Source organism: Alsobacter sp. KACC 23698, from assembly GCF_045348435.1.
Classification (GTDB): domain Bacteria; phylum Pseudomonadota; class Alphaproteobacteria; order Rhizobiales; family Beijerinckiaceae; genus Alsobacter.
Window position 1 is genome coordinate 3050451 of the sequence record NZ_CP157484.1, and the last position, 17779, is coordinate 3068229.

The window sequence follows — 17779 nt, forward strand, 5'->3', positions numbered from 1 at the left end:
TCTCCGTTCAGGCCGCGCGCCAGACGCGGCGTCCGAGCTCGTCAAGGTTCTCCCAGGCGAGCGGCCGCGTTCCGTCCTCGATCTCGTGGATCATGGCGATGAGATTGCTGGTGACCGGCGTGCGCACGCCGACCTGCTGGCCGAAGGTCACGATGGGTCCGAGCTGCGCGTCTGCCTCGGTCCGCCTCTTGCGCACCGCGAGGTCGCGCCAGATGCCCGAATGGGTCTTCGCCGACTTGGCGTTGTGCGCCACCATGGCGTCGAAGGACGCGTCCGCCGCCGCGTCGGACGCGCCGGGCGCGAAGGCGGCGGGGTCGTAGCCGTTGAACCCCAGGCAGTCGACCTTCAGCATCGTGGCGACCTCGACCGCCTCGCCGGCCAGCGCCCGCAGGAGCGCCCGCGGCTCGCGCGCGCCGAGCCCCTCGCAGATGGAGGCGTTGGTGAGCGCCGTCGCGAACAGGAGCGCCCCGTAGCCGAGCTTGCCCCACAGATAGCCCATGATGTTGGAGGTCGTGATGGCGTTCGGCTCGAACAGCAGCATCAGGGCGTGCAGGTCCTGCAGACGCGGCGTGATCGCGCCGTCGAGTTCGCCCAGCACCACCGCGCCGCGGCCGGCGAACTGCACCACGCCCGGCGCCATGTAGTCGGCGCCGAAATTCACGAACGCGCCGAGGGTGCGCTCGCGCCCGACGACGTCCGCGATGACAAGCTCGTTCAGCCCGTTCTGGAACGAGGCGACGTAGCCGTCCTCGGCCAGGTGCTTCGCCAGGCTGCGGGCCGCCTCCTCGGTGTGCTGCGCCTTCACGCAAAGCAGCGTGCGGCGGAACACGCCCGGCACGTCGTCCGGCCCATAGGCCGGCGCGCGGACCGTGAACTCCTCGATGGGCCCCTCGATGTGCAGCCCCTTCGCGTTGATGGCGGCGACGTGGTCGAGGTCGCGGTCGACGAAGACCACCGGAACCCCGGCCCGGACCAGATAGGCCCCGACCGTGCCGCCGATCGCGCCCGCGCCCCAGATCAGGATGGGATCCCGCCCGGACGGCTGAAGCCCGGCGCTCATCGGCTGGACCGCCCGGCGGCGGCGGCCTGCGCCCCGGACTGCTCCGGCCATGGCCCCTCGATCAGGGCGCGGGTCTCCTCGACGGCGACCGACCAGATCGCCAGCATGTCCTCGTCCGAGCGCTGGTAAAGCCCGCCGAAATTGCCGTCTCCCAGCACCTCACGGACCCCGGCGGGGTCGTGCAGGCGCATCAACTCGAGATCGGCCATGGGCTTCTGGACCTCCGGCCCGCGGATGTTGGGAAGCCGCGTCCAGGGGAAGTTCTCCATCCAGGACGCGTGCGAGGCGACCTTGTCGATCTCCTGCACCTTGGCGAAGGTCCGGGGCGCGTTCCACCAGTTGTGGAAGCGGACGGACGCGCCGGGATTGTCGCCCATCCACTCCACCGCGGCGGTCTGGGCGGGCGAATTGCCGCCATGGCCGTTGCACAGCAAAATCCGGCGGAAGCCGGTGCGATAGAGCGAGTCCAGAATGTCGCGGATCACCGCCGCATAGGTCTCCAGCCGCAGCGTCACGGTGCCCGGGAAGGCCATGAAATAGGGCGTCAGCCCATAGGGCTGCACCGGGAAGACCGGCACGCCCAGCGGCTCGGCCGCCTCCGTGGCGACGCGCTCCGACAGGATCGAATCGACCGAGAGCGACAGATAGGCGTGCTGTTCGGTGGATCCGAGCGGCACGACGCAACGGTCGTCGCGCTTCACGCGCTCCTCGACCTGCATCCAGTTCATGTCGGTGATCTTCATCCGATGTTCTCCCTCGGAAACGCGTCCCGGCCCATGGCCGCCGCGGCGCCGCTGCGAATGCTCTCAATCAGGGGCAGCAGCGCGCCCTTGACCGCGTGCGGATCGGGCACGTGCCGGTATTCGATGGCGACGAGGCCCGGAGGCCCGCGTTCCAGCGCCGCCTGGGCGCCGGTCGCATAGACCGCCACGTCGACCTCGGCGAGGAAGCGCGGCAGGTCCGGGTCATCGAGCAGCACCGCGTCGACGCTGCGCACATGCGGGGTGAACCGCAGCACGCCGGGCTTCATCAGCGCCAGGAATTCGGGAAACACGCTCACCAGCCCCACCCGCGCCAGGGGATCGACCGCCGCCAGCCTCGCCCTGGTCTCTTCCGAGGGCATGAAGCTGACGGTCGTCACGGGCGCGCGCGCGCCCACGATCTCCTCCACCTCGGCGCGGCGGTTGGCCAGCGTCACATAGATGTCGGCCGGCTCGTGCCGTCCCTGCCTCAGGCTCTCCAGGGTGGCGGCGTCGATGGCGTCGCCTTGCTTCAGCTGGCGCCCGATCTCGGCCGCATAGGCGCGCGTGGCGTCCTCGAACACGCCGACCAACAGGATGCGGACCGACCGCCCTTCCCGGGCCCGTCCCCGGCCGATGCGCGCGCTCAGCAGGGCGGCGACCTCGTTCGCGCCGACGCCGAGCGCTTCGGCTTCGGCCAGCGCGGCGTCGAGATGGGCCTGGATGCGGGCGAATTCGGGCGCCGAGTTCGGCCGCGCGCCGTCCGCCACGAAAGTGCCGGACCCGGCCCGCGCCACGATGAGGCCCGCCCGGCGCAGATCCTTGTAGACCGCCGCCGCCGTCATCGGGGCGATGCCGCCCGCGTCGGCCAGCTCGCGCACGGAAGGCAGCCTCGCGCCGGCCGGCAACTCGCCGCAGGCGATGCCGTACTCGATCAGCCCCTTGAGCTGCAGGCTCAGGGAGACGGGCAGCGAGCGGTCCAGCGCGCTGGCGATGTCGTTGAGGAGTGCAGAGCCTGGCATTGTATTAGGCATTTAGCACAGTTGCGAGGCGATCCGCGCCAAGGCGCTGCAATCGGGCGGGTATTTCTTGAACTGGCTGTTGACGTACAACCAGCCGTCCTTCTAGCATCCTAAGGCATAAGAACAGTCGCCGAAAAGGCCACGAGGGGAGAAAAGTGATGAGACGCACATTCCTGAAGGCGAGCCTCGCTGTCATCGCGTTGAGCGCCGGCCTGCACAGCCTGCCCTTCTCGGCCGAAGCCGCAACCCGCGGCGGCAAGATGGTCTACGCGCGCTACACCGACTCGCTGTTCCTGGACCCGGTCCTGAACGACGCGAACGTCGACATCTGGGTGCTCACCAACCTCTACGACACGCTGCTCCAGCCCACCAATGACGGCCTCGGCGTCCAGCCCGGCCTCGCCACCAAGTGGGAGCCGAGCGCCGACGGCAAGACACTCACGGTCACGCTCCGGCAAGGCGTCAAATTCGCCGACGGATCGGCGCTGACCGCCCAGGACGTGAAGTGGTCGCTCGACCGCGCCCGCGATCCGAAGGCGGGCGCCTGGTCGTCGTCGCTGGCCTCCATCGAGTCGATCTCTGCCAAGGAGCCCGACACCGTCGTCCTCACCCTGAAGCACCCCGACCCGACCCTGATCCCGGCGCTCGCGACCTTCAACAGCGCGATCCTGCCGCAGAAGCTCTTCGAGGCCGCCGCCGGCGCCACGCCGGAGGAGAAGGCCAAGGCCTTCGCCGAGAAGCCGATCGGCACGGGACCGTTCGTGATGACCGCCTGGAAGCGCGGCGTCTCCATGACGCTGAAGCGCAACCCCTATTACTGGAAGCAGGGCGACGACGGGAAGGCGCTGCCCTATTTGGACGAGCTCGAATTCCAGATCATCCCGGACGACGCGACCCGGCTCCTGAAGCTGAAGGCCGGCGAGGTCGACGGGACCGAGTTCATCCCCTATGCGCGCGTCAAGGAGCTGCAGGCGGACCCGAACCTGCGCATGGAGCTCTGGCCGTCCACCCGCGTGCGCTACCTCACCTTCTACGCCGGCCCGACCTTCAAGGACGGCAAGCCGAACCCCGCCTCCAATCCGAAGGTGCGCCAGGCGCTGAACTACGCCGTCAACAAGGACGCGATCATCCAGATCACCACGCTGGGCCTCGGCAAGCCGATGCGCTCCTACATGTCCTCGACGACGCCGCTTTTCGTCGGCCAGGACCTCTACAAATACGATCTCGCCAAGGCCAAGGCGCTGCTCGCCGAGGCGGGCTTCCCCAACGGCTTCGAGATCTCGATCTACAGCCTGTCGGGCAACGGCGACGACGCCAACGACCTCGCGGCCGTGCAGCAGATGTGGGGCCAAGTCGGCGTCAAGCTGCGCATCGATCAGGTCGACAACGCCACCCGCACGGCGCGCTATCGCGAGGAGAACTTCGTCATGCGGACCTCCGCATGGACCAACGACATCTCCGACCCGAGCCAGATCACGTCCTATTTCGCGTACTGGCCCAACATCCACTCGCTGCACTCCAACTGGCAGGACAAGCGGGTGGACGAGCTCTTCGAGAAGAGCCAGCAGGAAATCGACCCCAAGGCGCGTGCGGAGCAATACAAGGAGATCCAGCAGCGCTACAACGAGGCGGCTCCGATCGTGTACCTGTACGAGACGCCCTACCCGGTCGCGTTCCGCAAGAACGCCAAGGGCTTCGTCCAGATCCCGCTCGGCAACAACCTCTTCGAAGCCGCCTACGTCGAGAAGTGATGTCGCCAGCTGAAGCTCCGGGAGCGGCGCGCGCCGCTCCCGCGGACCCCACGACGTGAACCGCGCCGGCGTCATCGCGGCGCGGCTGTTCCAGATCGCGCCCACATTCCTGGCCATCGGCGTGGTGGTGTTCGTGCTCGCCCGCCTGCTGCCCGGCGACCCGGTCAGCGCCATGCTGGGCGACCGGGCCTCGGACGAGGCCGTGACGCGCCTGCGCCAGCAGATGGGCTTCGACCGCTCGATCTGGACGCAGTTCCTGATCTTCGCGGAAAGCATGCTGAAGGGCGATTTCGGGACTTCGATCGCGTTCCGGGTGCCCGTCACCTCCATCATCGTCGAGCGGCTGCCGGTGACGCTGATGCTCACCGGGCTGGCGACGCTGTTCGCGCTCCTCATGGCGGTCCCGCTCGCCTTTGTGGCCGCGCTCAACGCCAATCGCTGGCCGGACTACCTGATCCGCTCGGTGTTCCAGGTGGGCCTGTCCTCGCCGGTGTTCTATGTCGGCCTCGTGCTCCTCACCGTCTTCGCCGCCTGGCTGCGGATCTTCCCGGTGGGCGGCTATGGCGACGGCCTGCTCGACAATCTGTGGCACCTGTTCCTGCCCGCCGTCACGCTGGCGCTCAGCTTCTCGGCCGTGATCATGCGCAATCTCAGGGCCTCGATCCTGGACGTGCTGAACTCGGAATTCGTCGACTTCGCCCGCGCCAAGGGGCTGCCCCGGCGCGTCATCCTGGTCCGGCACGTGCTGCGCAACGCGCTCATCTCCACCGTCACGCTGGTGGGCCTGCATGTCGGGTCGCTGCTGGGCGGCGCCGTCATCACCGAGAGCGTCTTCGCGGTGCCGGGCGTGGGACGCCTGATGGTCGATTCCATCTTCGCCCGCGACTACCCGGTCATCCAGGCGCTGACGCTGATCCTGGCCGTCGTGGTCTCGATCGCCTTCCTGATCTCCGACCTCCTGCAGATGTGGCTCGACCCGCGGGTGGCCAGATGACCGCCGTCGCGCTCGCCTGGCGCAGGACGCCCGCCTCCCTGGCGCTGGGCGCCGCGCTGGTCCTCGTCTTCGTGATCTGCGCCGTCGCGCCCCAATGGGTGGCGCCCTACGACCCGCTCGCCTTCGACTACGGCGCCCTGCTGCAGCCGCCCGGCGCGGCTCACCCTTTCGGCACCGACCAGTTCGGCCGCGACATCCTCTCGCGGACCATCGCGGCCTCCACCATCGACCTGCAGATCGCGCTCTTCGCCACCGTCGGCCCGCTGGCGATCGGCACGATCATCGGCCTCCTGGTGGGCTATTACGGCGGCTGGGCGGACGCGGTCTTCGGCCGGCTCGTCGACCTCGTGGTCACGTTCCCGTTTCTCGTGCTGGTCATCGCCATCGTGGCCGTGCTCGGGCCGGGGCTGCTCAACATGTATATCGCGGTCGGCGTGGTCGGCTGGGTGTTCTACGCCAGGCTCATGCGCGGCGAGGTGCTGGTGCTGCGCGGCCACGACTATGTCTCGGCCGCCAAGGTGCTCGGCTATTCGGAGGCCCGGATCCTGTTCCGCCACATCCTGCCCAACGCGGCCCGCCCGGTGCTCGTCTACTGGATGACCGACATGGCGCTGGCCATCCTGCTCGGCTCGAGCCTCGGCTATCTGGGCCTCGGCGCGCAGCCGCCCGCCGCCGAATGGGGCGTGCTGATCGCCGACGGGAAGAACTTCTTCACCCAGGCCTGGTGGATCACGGTGTTCCCGGGCTTCGCCATCGTGCTCTGCGGCATCGGCTTCAGCCTCGTCGGCGACGGCATGGCCGATCTCCTGGACGTCAAGCGATGAGCGTCATGGAAACGCCCGCCGGCTCCGCCGCGACGTCGGCCGCAGAGCCCATGCTAAGCGTCGAGGACCTGCGGGTCGCCTTCGACACCAGCCGCGGCGTGGTCCGCGCGGTGGACGGCGTCGACCTCAGCCTGGCGGCGGGCGACGTGCTGGGCCTCGTGGGCGAATCCGGATCGGGCAAGAGTGTCACCATGCGGGCGATCCTGCGGCTGCTGCGCTCCAACGCGCGCGCGACCGGGCGGGTGATGTGGCGGGGACAGGATCTCCTGGCCGCGCCGGAGCGGCGCCTGCGCGAGATCCGCGGGCGCGAGATCGCGGTGATCTTCCAGGAGCCGATGACGGCGCTGAACCCGGTGCTCACCATCGGCGCGCAGATCGACGAGAGCCTCGTCGCCCACACGGCGCTCGACGAGGCCGCCCGTCGCCGGCGCGCCCGGGAGCTGCTCGACCTGGTGGGGATCTCCTCGCCCGAGCTGCGGCTGGCGAGCTACCCGCACGAATTCTCCGGCGGCATGCGCCAACGCGCCATGATCGCCATCTCGCTCGCAGCCGAGCCGCGACTGCTCCTCGCCGACGAGCCGACGACGGCGCTCGACGTCACCATCCAGGACCAGATCCTCAAGCTGCTGGTGCGGCTCACGCAGGATCTCGGCATGGCCATGATCCTCGTCACCCACGACCTCGGCGTGGTGGCCGAGACCTGCGGCCGCGTCAGCGTCATGTATGCCGGCCGCGTGGTCGAGACGGGTCCGGTGGAGACGATCTTCGCCCATCCGCGGCACGCCTACACGGACGCCCTTCTGCGCTCCATGCCGCACGGCCTGGCCGCGCGGCAGCCGCTGACGCCGATCCCGGGCCAACCGCCGCGGCTCGACAGGCCCATCGAGGGCTGCCCCTTCGCGCCGCGCTGCTCCTTCGTGGAGGAGCGCTGCAGCCGCATCGCGCCGCCCTTCGCCGAGGTCGCGCCCGACCACCGGGCCGCTTGCTGGGCGGCCGACAGGCTGGCGGCCCGGGAGATGGGCGCATGATCGGGACCGCCGACACGGCCGAGCCGATCCTCGTCGTCGAGGGACTGAAGAAGAGCTTCGCCCTGCGCCGTCCGACGCTGGACGTGCTGATGCGCCGCCCCGTCAAGACATTGCGCGCCGTCGATGGCGTCTCGCTGTCGGTCGCCCGGGGCGAGACGCTGGGCGTCGTGGGCGAGTCGGGCTGCGGCAAGTCCACCCTGGCGCGTTGCCTGGTGCGGCTCTACGAGCCCGACGCCGGCTCCGTCCGCTTCGGCGGGCAGGATGCGCTCGCCCTCTCGGGCGACGACAGGCGGGCCTACAACCGCCGCGTCCAGATGGTCTTCCAGGATCCCTATGGCTCGCTCAATCCGCGCATCAGCGTGGGCGACGCCCTCGGCGAGGCCCTCTCGGTCCACCGCATCGTGCCGTCTGGAGAGATCGCTGCCCGCGTCGGCGCGCTGCTCGACCTCGTGCACCTGCCCCGCGACGCCGCCTCGCGCTACCCGCACGAGTTCTCCGGCGGGCAGCGCCAGCGCATCGGCATCGCCCGCGCGCTCGCCGTCGAGCCGTCCGTGATCATCGCCGACGAGCCCGTCTCGGCGCTCGACGTCTCCGTGCAGGCGCAGATCGTCAACCTGTTCCTGGAACTGCAGGAGCGGCTCGGCCTCGCGCTGCTGTTCATCACGCACGACCTTCGCCTGGTGCGCCACATCTCCCATCGGGTCGCGGTGATGTATCTCGGCCGCGTCGTGGAGACCGGCGCCACGGAGGCGCTCTTCAACGCGCCGCGCCATCCCTATACGCGGGCGCTGATGTCCGCCGTACCGCAGGTCGCCGTGGGGCTGAGGTCGCAGCGCGAAGCCGTCCGCGGCGAGCTGCCGAGTCCCGTCGCGCCGCCGCCGGGCTGTCCCTTCCATCCGCGCTGTCCCATCGCCGAGCCGCGCTGCCGCGAGATTGTCCCGGCGCTCGACCCGCGGGGCGGCGCGTGGGAGGTGGCCTGCCACCTGGCCGGCGACGTCGCGTCCGCGCCCGCCCGCGCCGCCGTGAGCGCCTGAGCCCCCCGCCAGACCCGAGTCGGAAGTCATGACCCTGTCAGCCGTCCAGCATCGCATCGCCACCGTCTCCGACCTGCTCTGCACGCTGAACCTCCTGGTGTGGGATTCCCGCACCATGATGCCGTCCGGCGGCGCGGAGAGCCGAGGCCGGCAGATCGCCACCATCACCCGCCTGGCGCGCGACGAGCTCGCCTCGGACGGGATGCTGCGCGACCTCGAGGCCGCCGAGGCGCAGGCCCGCTCCTTGCCGGACGACCACGACGACCGCGAGGCGCTGCGCCAGGTCCGGCGGGCGGTCGACCTGCACCGCCGCATTCCCGCCGACCTCATCGAGCGGCGGGCCGCCGTGCGAGCCCGCGCCAACGCCGCCTGGGTGGAGGCGCGCGAGCGCAACGACTATTCCATCTTCGAGCCCTGGCTCGCCGAGACCGTCCGCAACACGCGCGACTACGCCGACGCCCTGGGCTGGACCGAGCACCCCTACGACGCCCTGCTCGGCCTCTACGAGCCGGGCGAGACCCTCTCCAGCCTGCGCCGGCTCTTCGCCACGCTGGAGGCCGGGGAAGCCCGCATCCTCGAAGGCGCCCGCCGGCGGCCCCAGGACGCGGCCGCCATCCTGCGCCGGCGCTTTCCCGTCGAGAAGCAGCGCGAGGCCGCGCTCACGTTCTCGCGCCGGTTCGGCTACGACTTCGACCGGGGCCGGCTGGACAGCACCGTCCACCCCTTCGAGATCTCCTTCACGCGTGGCGACGTGCGGATCACGACCCGCTACAACGAAAACTTCCTCAGCCCCGCGCTGTTCGGCGCCTTCCACGAGACCGGCCACGGGCTCTACGAGCAGAATGTCGACCCGGCCTTCACCCGCACGGTGTTCGCCAGCGATCTCGTCGGCCTCTACGCCGTCGGCGGGACGAGCTTCGGGGCGCATGAGTCCCAGTCGCGGCTGTGGGAGAACCATGTCGGCCGCAGCCGGCGCTTCTGGGAGCTGCATTTCGAAGAGCTGCGGGCGCTCTTTCCGGAAGCCCTGTCCGACGTCGACGCCGGCGCCTTCCACCGGGCCGTCACCACCGTGAACCCCGGCCTGATCCGCACCGACGCCGACGAGCTCACCTACGATCTCCACATCATGCTGCGGGTCGAGTTGGAGGCCGCCCTCACGGATGGCCGCCTCTCCGTGGCGGACGCTCCCGAGGCGTGGAACGCCGCCGTGAAGGCGCGGCTGGGCCGGAATGCGCCGGATCCCCGGCAGGGCGTCCTGCAGGACATTCACTGGTCGTCCGGCATGATCGGGTCGTTCTGCACCTATACGGTCGGCAACGTGATGGCCGCGCAGCTCTTCGAGACGGCCACGCGGGACGCCGCCGTCACGGACGGGCTGCAGGCGGGCGACTACGCCCCCCTCGCCGGCTGGCTGCGCGAGCGCGTCTGGCGCCACGGACGGCGCCGCTCGCGCGAGGAGCTGCTGGTGAACGCCACCGGCCGCGGCCTCGATCCCGCGCCCTATCTGCGCCACCTGGAAGCCCGCTACGGCGACGCCCCGGCGGCGGCCTGAAACCGTTCGGGGCTTTAGCCCGTACTCAGGACGCCCCCAGAGGACGTCCCGTGCCGAACCTGAACCGCCGCGCCCTGCTCCTGTCCGGACTATTCGCCCCCGCGCTCTCCGGCTGCTCGGCCCTGGGCGTCTACAACGCCGTGATCCCGGCCGACGACGGCGCGAGCCTCAAGGCGTCGGGCGTCGCCTATGGGCCCGATCCCAGGCACAGGCTCGACGTCTATGGTCCGGGCGCGGCAGCCGGGCGCGGAGCGCCGGTGGCGCTGTTCGTCTATGGCGGCTCCTGGAACAGCGGCGACCGCGGCGACTACGCCTTTGTGGGCCGGGCGCTCGCCGCGCGGGGCGTCGTCGCCGTCGTGATGGACTACCGCCTCGTGCCGCAGGTGCGCTTCCCCGGCTTCGTCGAGGACGTGGCTCTCGCGACGCGCTGGGTGAAGGCCGAGATCGGCCGCCACGGCGGCGACCCCAGGCGCGTCTTCGCGATGGGTCACTCGGCCGGCGCCTATTCGGCCGCCATGGCGGCGCTGGATCCCCGCTTCACGCGCGCCGCCGGCCTGGCGGGGCGGCCCTATCGCGGCCTAGTCGGGCTGGCGGGTCCCTATGACTTCCTGCCGCTCGACGCGTCCGCCACGGTCGCGGCCTTCGGCCAGTGGCCCCGCCTGGAGGAGACCCAGCCCGTCTCGGTCGCGAGCCGGGGCGCCCCGGCCGCCTTCCTGGCCACGGGCTCGCAGGACACGACCGTCTATCCCCGCAACACGCGCAATCTCGCCGCCAAGCTGCGGGGCCTCGGCGTCCCCGTGGTGGAGCGCGTCTATGAGGGCGAGACCCATGTGGGCCTGCTCCTGGCCCTCTCCCGGCCCTTCCGGGAGCGCGCGCCGGTCCTCGACGACGTCGTGCGCTTTATCCAGGAGACCTGAACGGAACCGAAGCCCCGCCGCGCCTGTTGCCATCAGGTACAAGGGTCAAGAGGTTCAGACATGAAGACGCGTTATTGGATTGCGATCGCGATTGCGGCCGCCATGGCTCCGGCCTCGCTCCAGGCTCAGGGCATCCCGCGCGGCGCCCAGGAAGGCGCGGCGATCGGCAATCGCGCGGCCGGTCCGGTCGGCGGCGCTGTCGGCGCGGTCGGCGGCGGCGTGGTCGGCGGCGTGGCGGGCGGCGTCAAGGGCGTGCTCGGCGTGCCGCAGCGCACCGCGACCCGCTCCTACCGGTCCCACCGGGTGAAGCACCACCGGGCTCGCCACTACCGCTGAGCCGGCGGCCGGCCTGCCTCAGGCGCCGTCCAGCCGCACGGGCCCGGTGGGCTCGGCCGACCACTGCACGTCGGCCGGCCCGGCCATGATCCGCACGGCGATGCGGTCGAAGGCGGGCCGCCCCCGTCCGTCGGCCGTCATCGTGAGCCGGCGCGCGTCCCCGTCGCGCGTCAGCGTGAACCGCAGGGCGAGGCCGTCGCCATCCCGCCAGGCGGCTGTCTCGCCGTCGTCCTCGTAGAGCGCGGCGGTCGACCCGCGCGGATCGTCCCCGAAGACGAGAAGCTCACGCCCGACGTCGCGCGCCGGAACCATGGCGCCGCCGGCGACGCAGACGGGCGTCAAAGCCCCCGCGCGGGCGAACACCGGCAGGCGCCCGAGCGGCGCCTCGACCTCCGCGACCTCGCCTCCCGCATAGGCCCGGCCGTCGCGCAAATCATGCCACCCTCCCGGATGCGCGGGGAAATACACCTCCCGCGCGACCGCGCCCTCCTCCAGCACGGGCGCGACCAGCAGGTCCGGCCCGAGCATGAAGCTGTCCTGCACGGTCGCCGCGCCGGCGTCCTCCGGGAAGGCCAGGAACAACGGGCGCACCACCGGCTCGTCGCGCGTCGCGGCGCTCCACAGGCAGGTGTAGAGATAGGGCGCCAGCCGGTAGCGCAGCGCGATGGCCTCGCGCACCTGCGGCAAGACCTGCGGGTGCATCCAGGGCAGGTTGACGACGCCGTCGTCCTTCCACGAATTCATCACGAAACGCGGCCAGAGCGAGCAGAACTCCACGAAGCGGCAGAACAGCTCGGGCCCGGGGCTCGGCCCGTGGAAGCCGCCGACGTCATGGCCGATATTGTAGAGCCCCGAGAGGCTCATATTGAGGCCCTGGGCGAGGTTGAAGCGCAGCGTCTTCCACGCCGTCTCATTGTCGCCGGACCATGTCTGCCCGTAGCGCGCGATGCCGGCCGCGCCGCCTCGCGTGATCGTGTAGGGCCGCTTGCCCGGCGCTTGGGCCGCCTGCGCCTCGAAGGCGAGCTTGGTCATCAGCAAAGGCTGCGCCGGCCGGGCGAGACGCTGCGGAAACGGCCGCCCGTCGCCATGGCACCGGGCGTCCTCGTCCCAGATCTCATACTCGTTGTTGTCGCTCCACACGGAAACTACGCCGTAGTCGAGGAGCGCGGTCTGGATCCCGGTCCGCCACCAGTCGCGGCCGGCCGGGTTGGTGAAGTCGACATGATAGCCAAGGCCATCCCAGAACTGCGCCTCGGCCGGCTCCCCGGTCTCGCCGTCGGTCACGAGCACGCCCATGCGGCGCGCTTCGTCCAGCCTCGGATGGTCATCCAGCAGGCAGGGCTTCAGATTGGTGACCGGCTGCATGCCCGCCTGCTTCAGCCGCTCCATGGTTCCGGCGGGATCCGGGAACTTCTCGCGGTTCCAGTTGAAGGCGTAGCGCCGCGTCCCGATGGACGTGTAGCCCGAGCCGAAATGGAAGCTGTCGCACGGGATGTCGTGCCGCCGGCAGGTCTCGATGAAGCCGGTGACCCGCGCGTCGGCGTCGGGCGCGTCCGCGATGGTCATCGACGTCATGCCGAAGCCGAGCGACCACTTCGGCGGGAAAGCCTGCCCGCCGGTGAGCCAGGAGAAGCGGCGCGTCACATCGGCAGCGCTCGGCCCCGCGAGTACGTAGACGTCGAGATCGCCGTCCTGCGCCGCGTAGGATCGGAACAGCCCGTGATAGTTGTCGATGGTCGCGCCGAGGTCGACCTCCGCCACCGCGAGGTTGTCGTAATAGAGGCCGTGCGCGCCGGAGCCGTCCTCTACGAGGACGTAGGGGATCGCCTTGTAGAGCGGATCGCTCAACTCCGCGTCGAACCCGCAAGGATCGACGGCGTCGATCTTGAATCGTCGCCCGGTGTGGTCGAGCGGACCGGCTTTGTCGCCGAGGCCGTGATGCCGGTGGCCGGCGTCCCGCGCGGTAAAGTGGGAGAGCGCCTTGGTCTGGCGCGAGGCGAAATAGGCCTGCGTGCGCCGGTCCTGCAGGAAGGGCCGATCCTCTCCGGCGCGGCGCCAGGCGATCGAGAACGGCTCCAGCGTGACGACGGCCGAGAGCCCTCCTTCCACGGAGAGCGTGGCGACGCCGTGCTCTTCGACGAGCGACGCCGGCGGGCAGGCGAAGCCCGTCAGGTCCTCCCGCAGCCGGCCCGCATAGGCCGGCTCCAGTCGGCCGGGCGCGATGGACCAGCCTCGGTCGAGCCGATAACCGCCTGCCGGCTTCAGCAGAACCCGGCCGATGTCACGTTCGAGAATGGCGACGCGCAGCTCGACCCCGTGGTCGAGCCCAAAGAGCGCCCAGGGGCCGTCCCGCCCCAGGATGCGACCGTGGGTCAGGGCCTTCATGCGTCTCTCCCGTCGTCGATGGCGTCGTGCGCTCTGCGGCGCAGCCAGCGGACAATGGACGGGATCGCGGCGGATGCGAAGTCGAAAGTGGTCCGGAGCCGCCGTGGCGGCTCCGGAACGATGCGCGCGGTCGCGGCGTCAGGCGCGGATGCGCCGGAGCTCGGCGCCCGCGCTCAACCTTTACGCGTCGGCCTTGGCCTTGCGGGGCTTCTTGGCCTTGGGAGCGGGAGCGACGGGCTCCGGCTCGGCGGCCTTGCGGCGGTCCAGACCCAGGCCCATGTTGCGGGCCAGGGCCGAGCGGGCCGCGGCATAGTTCGGCGCCACCATGGGATAGTCCTTGGGCAGGCCCCACTTGGTGCGGTATTCGGCAGGGGTCATGCCGTACTTCGTCATCAAGTGACGCTTGAGCGACTTGAACGCCTTGCCGTCCTCAAGACAGATGATCGCATCCGGCGTCACCGACTTCTTGATCGGAACCGCGGGCTTGAGCTCGACGACTGGCTCTTCGGTCTTGCCGTTCATGACGCCCTGCATGGCGGTGTGAACAGAAGCGATCAGCCCGGCGATCTCGGCGGCGGGAAGCATGTTGTTCGACAAGTAGGCCGAAACGATGTCGGCGACCAAGTCGAGCCTGTTATTGGTGTCGTCGGACACTTCGCTCTCCTATGTTGAGAGCGCCTCTATAGGCCCGGACGAAGAAGATGAATAGGGGTCAGAACGCAAATTCGAGAGATTCTGCGCATTCTCCGCGTCAATTTGGCGCTGTCGGGAGTGAAGCGAAGAAGTGGTCGCGCCGCCGATCAGCCAATCCTGCAGATCTACGGGTGTTTCGGCGCTCGACGGGGCTCTGAATCAGGCGAGTCCATGCCGCGCGGAGGCGCGATCCTGCCCGGTTGCGGGTTGGGCGCGGTCGACGCCTTCGCGAGAGGCCTGGCCGCCGGCGCGAAGCGCAACGCCGATCAGCCGCTCATACTCCGCCTCGGCGGGACCATAGGACACGCCCGCGACCTGCTCGAGCCCTTCGCGGGAGCGGATGCTGACCCTGCCCCGGCGAGCCCTGATCGCGCCGTTGCCCTCCAGGATGTGGAGAGCCTGGGTGACGCCCGCGCGGCGCACGTGAAGCATCGTCGACATGACGTCGTGGATGATCGGGATGTCGTCGCCGATTCGGTCGCACAGCATCAGGAGGAGGCGCGCCACGCGCTGCTCGATGCTGCCCGCGCCCGTGCCGAGCAGGGAGTAGGTCGTCTGCAGATGCAGGTAATGCTGATAGCGCAGCAGCAGCGCCCAGGAGCGGGGCGAGTTGCGCAGGCGGGCCAGGAACTGGTCGGCCGCGATCGCCAGCGCCTCGCCTTCGATCTGGACCACGCAGCGCATCGGCAGCCGGGTCACGCCCATCAGCAACGAGGCCCCGAGCATGCCGTCGCGCCCGATCATCCCGGCTTCGATCGCCACCGGGTCGTCGCCCACCACCAGGGAACAGACGCCGCTGAGCGGGAAGAAGATCTGGTCGATCTTGTCGCCCGGGTGGAAGAGCGTCGCGCCCTTCCTGGTCTGGACGCAGCTGAAATGCGGGCGGAAGCGGTCGAACTCGTCGTCCGGCATGCGCGACAGGAGCGTGTTCGCGCGGACGTCGACTTCCCGGCTGGCGGAGGTGTTGTCGAGGATCGACCTGGCGAGGTCGAGCGGCCGTATCGGCTTCTCGAAACACGGGATGCCGCGAAACTCGGCCGGGATCACGGTGTCGCTGTAGCCTGTCGCGAAGACGAAATTGATGCCGCGGGTCCGCAACTCGGACGCCAGCGGATAGACGGGATCGCCGTCCAGGCAGATGTCCAGGACCGCCGCATTCACCGGCTGCTTGTCGATGAGTTCGATCGCGGCGTTGCGATTCGGGGCTGGCCCGACGACCTCCGCGCCCATTCCTCGCAGCGCCGAAGCGAGATCGGAGGCGATGAAGAAGTCGTCTTCGACGACCAACACGCGGCGTTTCGGTGTCTGGATCACGCTTTCACCCTATGCTCCCCGTGTTGCCCCGGAAGCCACGAGAACGCAGCCCACACATTCTCTTAATCGTGGATAACCTCTCTCGACATTGAAGGTTGTGTCCGCAGGCGTACGGACCCGAACCGAATCAGGCGCATCGGCCCCCTTTCGTCCAAGCTGCTTATCCAAACGCAAGACCTTGATGATTTGAAGGCGAGCCACGGTCACGGCGAACGACGTTCGTCGCACATCGCAATTTCGCGCTTTGAGCAGCCTTGATGGAACAACATCCCAAGCGCGAAAAGCCGGGGAGACTCGCCCCCCGGCCCTCGCTCTCGCATCGTTCTGGACGGCCCCGCGTTGGACGGGGCTTTGACTCAGCCCTTCTTGGGCGGAGTCGCCGGCCAGCTCTTGATCAGGGTGTCGTAGTCGATCGTCTCGCCCTTCGGCTTCTCGTTGGCCAGCTTGCGCTGGGGCGCGATCGTGCCGGCCTTCTCGGCCTTCACGAACCACTCCTCGGCCGACGTCTTGGGGTTCAGCTTCGGGCCGCATTCTCCCTGCACGCCCGACTTCTCGATGCGCTCCATGACGGCGTCCTGCGCCGCCGCGAGCGCGTCCATGGCCTGCTGCGGCGTCTTCGCGCCCGACGAGGCGTCGCCGATGTTCTGCCACCAGAGCTGCGCCAGCTTCGGGTAGTCGGGGACGTTGTTGCCCGTCGGGGTCCACTGCACGCGCGCCGGCGAGCGGTAGAACTCGATCAGGCCGCCGAGCTTGGGCGCCCGTTCGGTGAAGCTCTTGTCCCAGATGTCGCTCTCACGGATGAAGGTGAGGCCGACATGGCTCTTCTTCAGGCTCACCGACTTGGAGACGATGAACTGCAGGTAGAGCCAGGCCGCCTTGCGGCGGTCGACCGGGGTGGACTTCAGCAAGGTGGCCGAGCCGGCGTCCTGGTAGCCCAGCTTCATGCCGTCCTTCCAGTAGGCGCCCTTGGGCGAGGGAGCCATGCGCCACTTGGGCGTGCCGTCGGGGTTCATCACCGGCAGGCCGGGCTTGACCATGTCGGCCGTGAAGGCGGTGTACCAGAACATCTGCTGGGCGATGTTGCCCTGGGCGGGAACCGGGCCGGCCTCGCCGAAGGTCATGCCCTGCGCCTGCGGCGGGGCGTACTTCTTCAGCCACTCGATATATTTGGTGATCGAGTAGACGGCGGCCGGGCCGTTGGTGTCGCCGCCGCGGTCGATGGAGGAGCCGACCGGGCGGCAGCCCTCCATGCGGATGCCCCACTCGTCGACCGGCAGGCCGTTCGGGATCCCCTTGTCGCCGTTGCCCGCCATGGACAGCCAGGCGTCGGTGAAGCGCCAGCCCAGCGACGGGTCCTTCTTGCCGTAGTCCATGTTGCCATAGACCTTGACGCCGTCGACTTCCTTGATGTCGTTGGTGAAGAATTCGGCGATGTCCTCATAGGCGGACCAGTTCACTGGCACGCCCAGCTCGTAGCCATACTTGGCCTTGAACTTCTCGCGGAACTCCGGCCGCTGGAACCAGTCGTAGCGGAACCAGTACAGGTTCGCGAATTGCTGGACGGGCAACTGGTAGAGCTTGCCGTCCGGCGCGGTGCCGAAGGACTTGCCGATAAAGTCGTCGACATCGAGGCCCGGATTGGTGACGTCCTTGCCCTCGCCCGCCATCCAGTCCGTCAGGGGCACGGCCTGCTTGTAGCGAAAGTGGGTGCCGATCAGGTCGGAGTCGTTGATCCAGCCATCATAGATGTTCTTGCCGGACTGCATCTGGGTCTGGATCTTCTCGACGACGTCGCCCTCCTGGATGAGGTCGTGCGTCAACTTGATCCCGGTGATCTCGCTGAAAGCCTTGGCGAGCACCTTGGATTCGTATTCATGGGTCGTGATCGTCTCGGAGACCACGTTGATCTCCATCCCGGCGAAGGGCTTCGCCGCATTGACGAAGAATTCCATCTCCTTGAGCTGCTGCTCCTTGGTCAGGGTGGAGGGCTGAAACTCCTGGTCCACCCATTTGCGGGCCTCGTCCATCCCGGCGCATGCCGAACCGGCGCCCAGCATCAAGGCCAAAAGGCTCGCCCCCGCAATCCAACCACGCTTGTCAATCCGCGTCGTCATCGTCGTTCCTCCTGT

At 69.3% G+C, this 17779-nt stretch carries 15 protein-coding genes; 8 read left to right on the top strand and 7 right to left on the bottom strand.

Annotated features, from left to right (window positions below):
• Nucleotides 1-7: 7 nt before the first annotated feature.
• Genes ABEG18_RS14315 through ABEG18_RS14325 form a run of 3 tightly spaced genes read right to left on the bottom strand, consistent with a single transcriptional unit; the run spans nucleotide 8 to nucleotide 2822 of the window.
• Nucleotides 8-1111, bottom strand: coding sequence for a ketopantoate reductase family protein (locus ABEG18_RS14315; protein ID WP_406853725.1), 1104 nt, complete (start codon nucleotides 1109-1111; stop codon nucleotides 8-10).
• The gene (locus ABEG18_RS14320) at nucleotides 1057-1803 is read right to left on the bottom strand and encodes a creatininase family protein (protein ID WP_406853726.1); all 747 of its coding nucleotides are present in this window, start codon (nucleotides 1801-1803) and stop codon (nucleotides 1057-1059) included. Before ABEG18_RS14320 ends, ABEG18_RS14315 begins: the two co-directional genes overlap by 55 nt.
• Nucleotides 1800-2822, bottom strand: a complete 1023-nt coding sequence (locus ABEG18_RS14325; protein ID WP_406853727.1) for a GntR family transcriptional regulator — start codon at nucleotides 2820-2822, stop codon at nucleotides 1800-1802. Before ABEG18_RS14325 ends, ABEG18_RS14320 begins: the two co-directional genes overlap by 4 nt.
• Before the next feature lie 158 nt (nucleotides 2823-2980).
• On the opposite strand from ABEG18_RS14325, the gene ABEG18_RS14330 reads away from it, so the two are divergent.
• From ABEG18_RS14330 to ABEG18_RS14365, 8 genes are read left to right on the top strand one after another with little or no spacing between them, the layout of a single operon-like run.
• The gene (locus ABEG18_RS14330) at nucleotides 2981-4573 is read left to right on the top strand and encodes an ABC transporter substrate-binding protein (RefSeq protein ID WP_406853728.1); all 1593 of its coding nucleotides are present in this window, start codon (nucleotides 2981-2983) and stop codon (nucleotides 4571-4573) included.
• 55 nt (nucleotides 4574-4628) lie between these two features.
• Entirely contained in the window at nucleotides 4629-5567 is a 939-nt protein-coding gene (locus ABEG18_RS14335) for an ABC transporter permease (protein WP_406853729.1), read from the top strand.
• Nucleotides 5564-6391, top strand: a complete 828-nt coding sequence (locus ABEG18_RS14340; RefSeq protein WP_406853730.1) for an ABC transporter permease — start codon at nucleotides 5564-5566, stop codon at nucleotides 6389-6391. Before ABEG18_RS14335 ends, ABEG18_RS14340 begins: the two co-directional genes overlap by 4 nt.
• Nucleotides 6388-7419 (top strand): ABC transporter ATP-binding protein, encoded by a 1032-nt coding sequence (locus tag ABEG18_RS14345; RefSeq protein WP_406853731.1) that lies wholly within the window; start codon nucleotides 6388-6390, stop codon nucleotides 7417-7419. The genes ABEG18_RS14340 and ABEG18_RS14345 overlap by 4 nt, the downstream gene beginning before the upstream one ends.
• Nucleotides 7416-8453: an ABC transporter ATP-binding protein gene (locus tag ABEG18_RS14350; RefSeq protein ID WP_406853732.1), complete on the top strand. Its 1038-nt coding sequence runs from the start codon at nucleotides 7416-7418 to the stop codon at nucleotides 8451-8453. The genes ABEG18_RS14345 and ABEG18_RS14350 overlap by 4 nt, the downstream gene beginning before the upstream one ends.
• 28 nt (nucleotides 8454-8481) lie before the next feature.
• Nucleotides 8482-10005, top strand: a complete 1524-nt coding sequence (locus ABEG18_RS14355) for a carboxypeptidase M32 (protein WP_406853733.1) — start codon at nucleotides 8482-8484, stop codon at nucleotides 10003-10005.
• A gap of 50 nt (nucleotides 10006-10055) precedes the next feature.
• Nucleotides 10056-10922, top strand: coding sequence for an alpha/beta hydrolase (locus ABEG18_RS14360; protein ID WP_406853734.1), 867 nt, complete (start codon nucleotides 10056-10058; stop codon nucleotides 10920-10922).
• Between the two features lie 60 nt (nucleotides 10923-10982).
• Nucleotides 10983-11258 (top strand): hypothetical protein, encoded by a 276-nt coding sequence (locus ABEG18_RS14365; protein ID WP_406853735.1) that lies wholly within the window; start codon nucleotides 10983-10985, stop codon nucleotides 11256-11258.
• Between the two features lie 18 nt (nucleotides 11259-11276).
• Here the strand turns inward: ABEG18_RS14365 and ABEG18_RS14370 are convergent, their stop codons facing one another.
• From ABEG18_RS14370 to ABEG18_RS14385, 4 genes are all read right to left on the bottom strand, one after another.
• On the bottom strand, nucleotides 11277-13643 hold the full coding sequence (locus tag ABEG18_RS14370; RefSeq protein ID WP_406853736.1) for a TIM-barrel domain-containing protein: 2367 nt from the start codon (nucleotides 13641-13643) through the stop codon (nucleotides 11277-11279).
• A gap of 180 nt (nucleotides 13644-13823) precedes the next feature.
• The gene (locus tag ABEG18_RS14375) at nucleotides 13824-14297 is read right to left on the bottom strand and encodes a MucR family transcriptional regulator (protein WP_406853737.1); all 474 of its coding nucleotides are present in this window, start codon (nucleotides 14295-14297) and stop codon (nucleotides 13824-13826) included.
• A 198-nt stretch (nucleotides 14298-14495) separates the two neighbouring features.
• On the bottom strand, nucleotides 14496-15626 hold the full coding sequence (locus tag ABEG18_RS14380; RefSeq protein WP_406853738.1) for a helix-turn-helix domain-containing protein: 1131 nt from the start codon (nucleotides 15624-15626) through the stop codon (nucleotides 14496-14498).
• Nucleotides 15627-16006: 380 nt separating this feature from the next.
• Nucleotides 16007-17764, bottom strand: coding sequence for an ABC transporter substrate-binding protein (locus ABEG18_RS14385; protein ID WP_406853739.1), 1758 nt, complete (start codon nucleotides 17762-17764; stop codon nucleotides 16007-16009).
• Between the last annotated feature and the right edge of the window lie 15 nt (nucleotides 17765-17779).

Excerpts from the sequence above, each read along its gene's own strand:
- ABEG18_RS14330 (WP_406853728.1), top strand. The coding sequence starts at position 2,981 with ATGAGACGCACATTCCTGAAGGCGAGCCTCGCTGTCATCGCGTTGAGC.
- ABEG18_RS14365 (WP_406853735.1), top strand. The coding sequence starts at position 10,983 with ATGAAGACGCGTTATTGGATTGCGATCGCGATTGCGGCCGCCATGGCT.
- ABEG18_RS14385 (WP_406853739.1), bottom strand. The coding sequence starts at position 17,764 with ATGACGACGCGGATTGACAAGCGTGGTTGGATTGCGGGGGCGAGCCTT.
- ABEG18_RS14350 (WP_406853732.1), top strand. The coding sequence starts at position 7,416 with ATGATCGGGACCGCCGACACGGCCGAGCCGATCCTCGTCGTCGAGGGA.
- ABEG18_RS14370 (WP_406853736.1), bottom strand. The coding sequence starts at position 13,643 with ATGAAGGCCCTGACCCACGGTCGCATCCTGGGGCGGGACGGCCCCTGG.
- ABEG18_RS14320 (WP_406853726.1), bottom strand. The coding sequence starts at position 1,803 with ATGAAGATCACCGACATGAACTGGATGCAGGTCGAGGAGCGCGTGAAG.
- ABEG18_RS14355 (WP_406853733.1), top strand. The coding sequence starts at position 8,482 with ATGACCCTGTCAGCCGTCCAGCATCGCATCGCCACCGTCTCCGACCTG.
- ABEG18_RS14340 (WP_406853730.1), top strand. The coding sequence starts at position 5,564 with ATGACCGCCGTCGCGCTCGCCTGGCGCAGGACGCCCGCCTCCCTGGCG.
- ABEG18_RS14315 (WP_406853725.1), bottom strand. The coding sequence starts at position 1,111 with ATGGCCGGAGCAGTCCGGGGCGCAGGCCGCCGCCGCCGGGCGGTCCAG.
- ABEG18_RS14325 (WP_406853727.1), bottom strand. The coding sequence starts at position 2,822 with ATGCCAGGCTCTGCACTCCTCAACGACATCGCCAGCGCGCTGGACCGC.
- ABEG18_RS14345 (WP_406853731.1), top strand. The coding sequence starts at position 6,388 with ATGAGCGTCATGGAAACGCCCGCCGGCTCCGCCGCGACGTCGGCCGCA.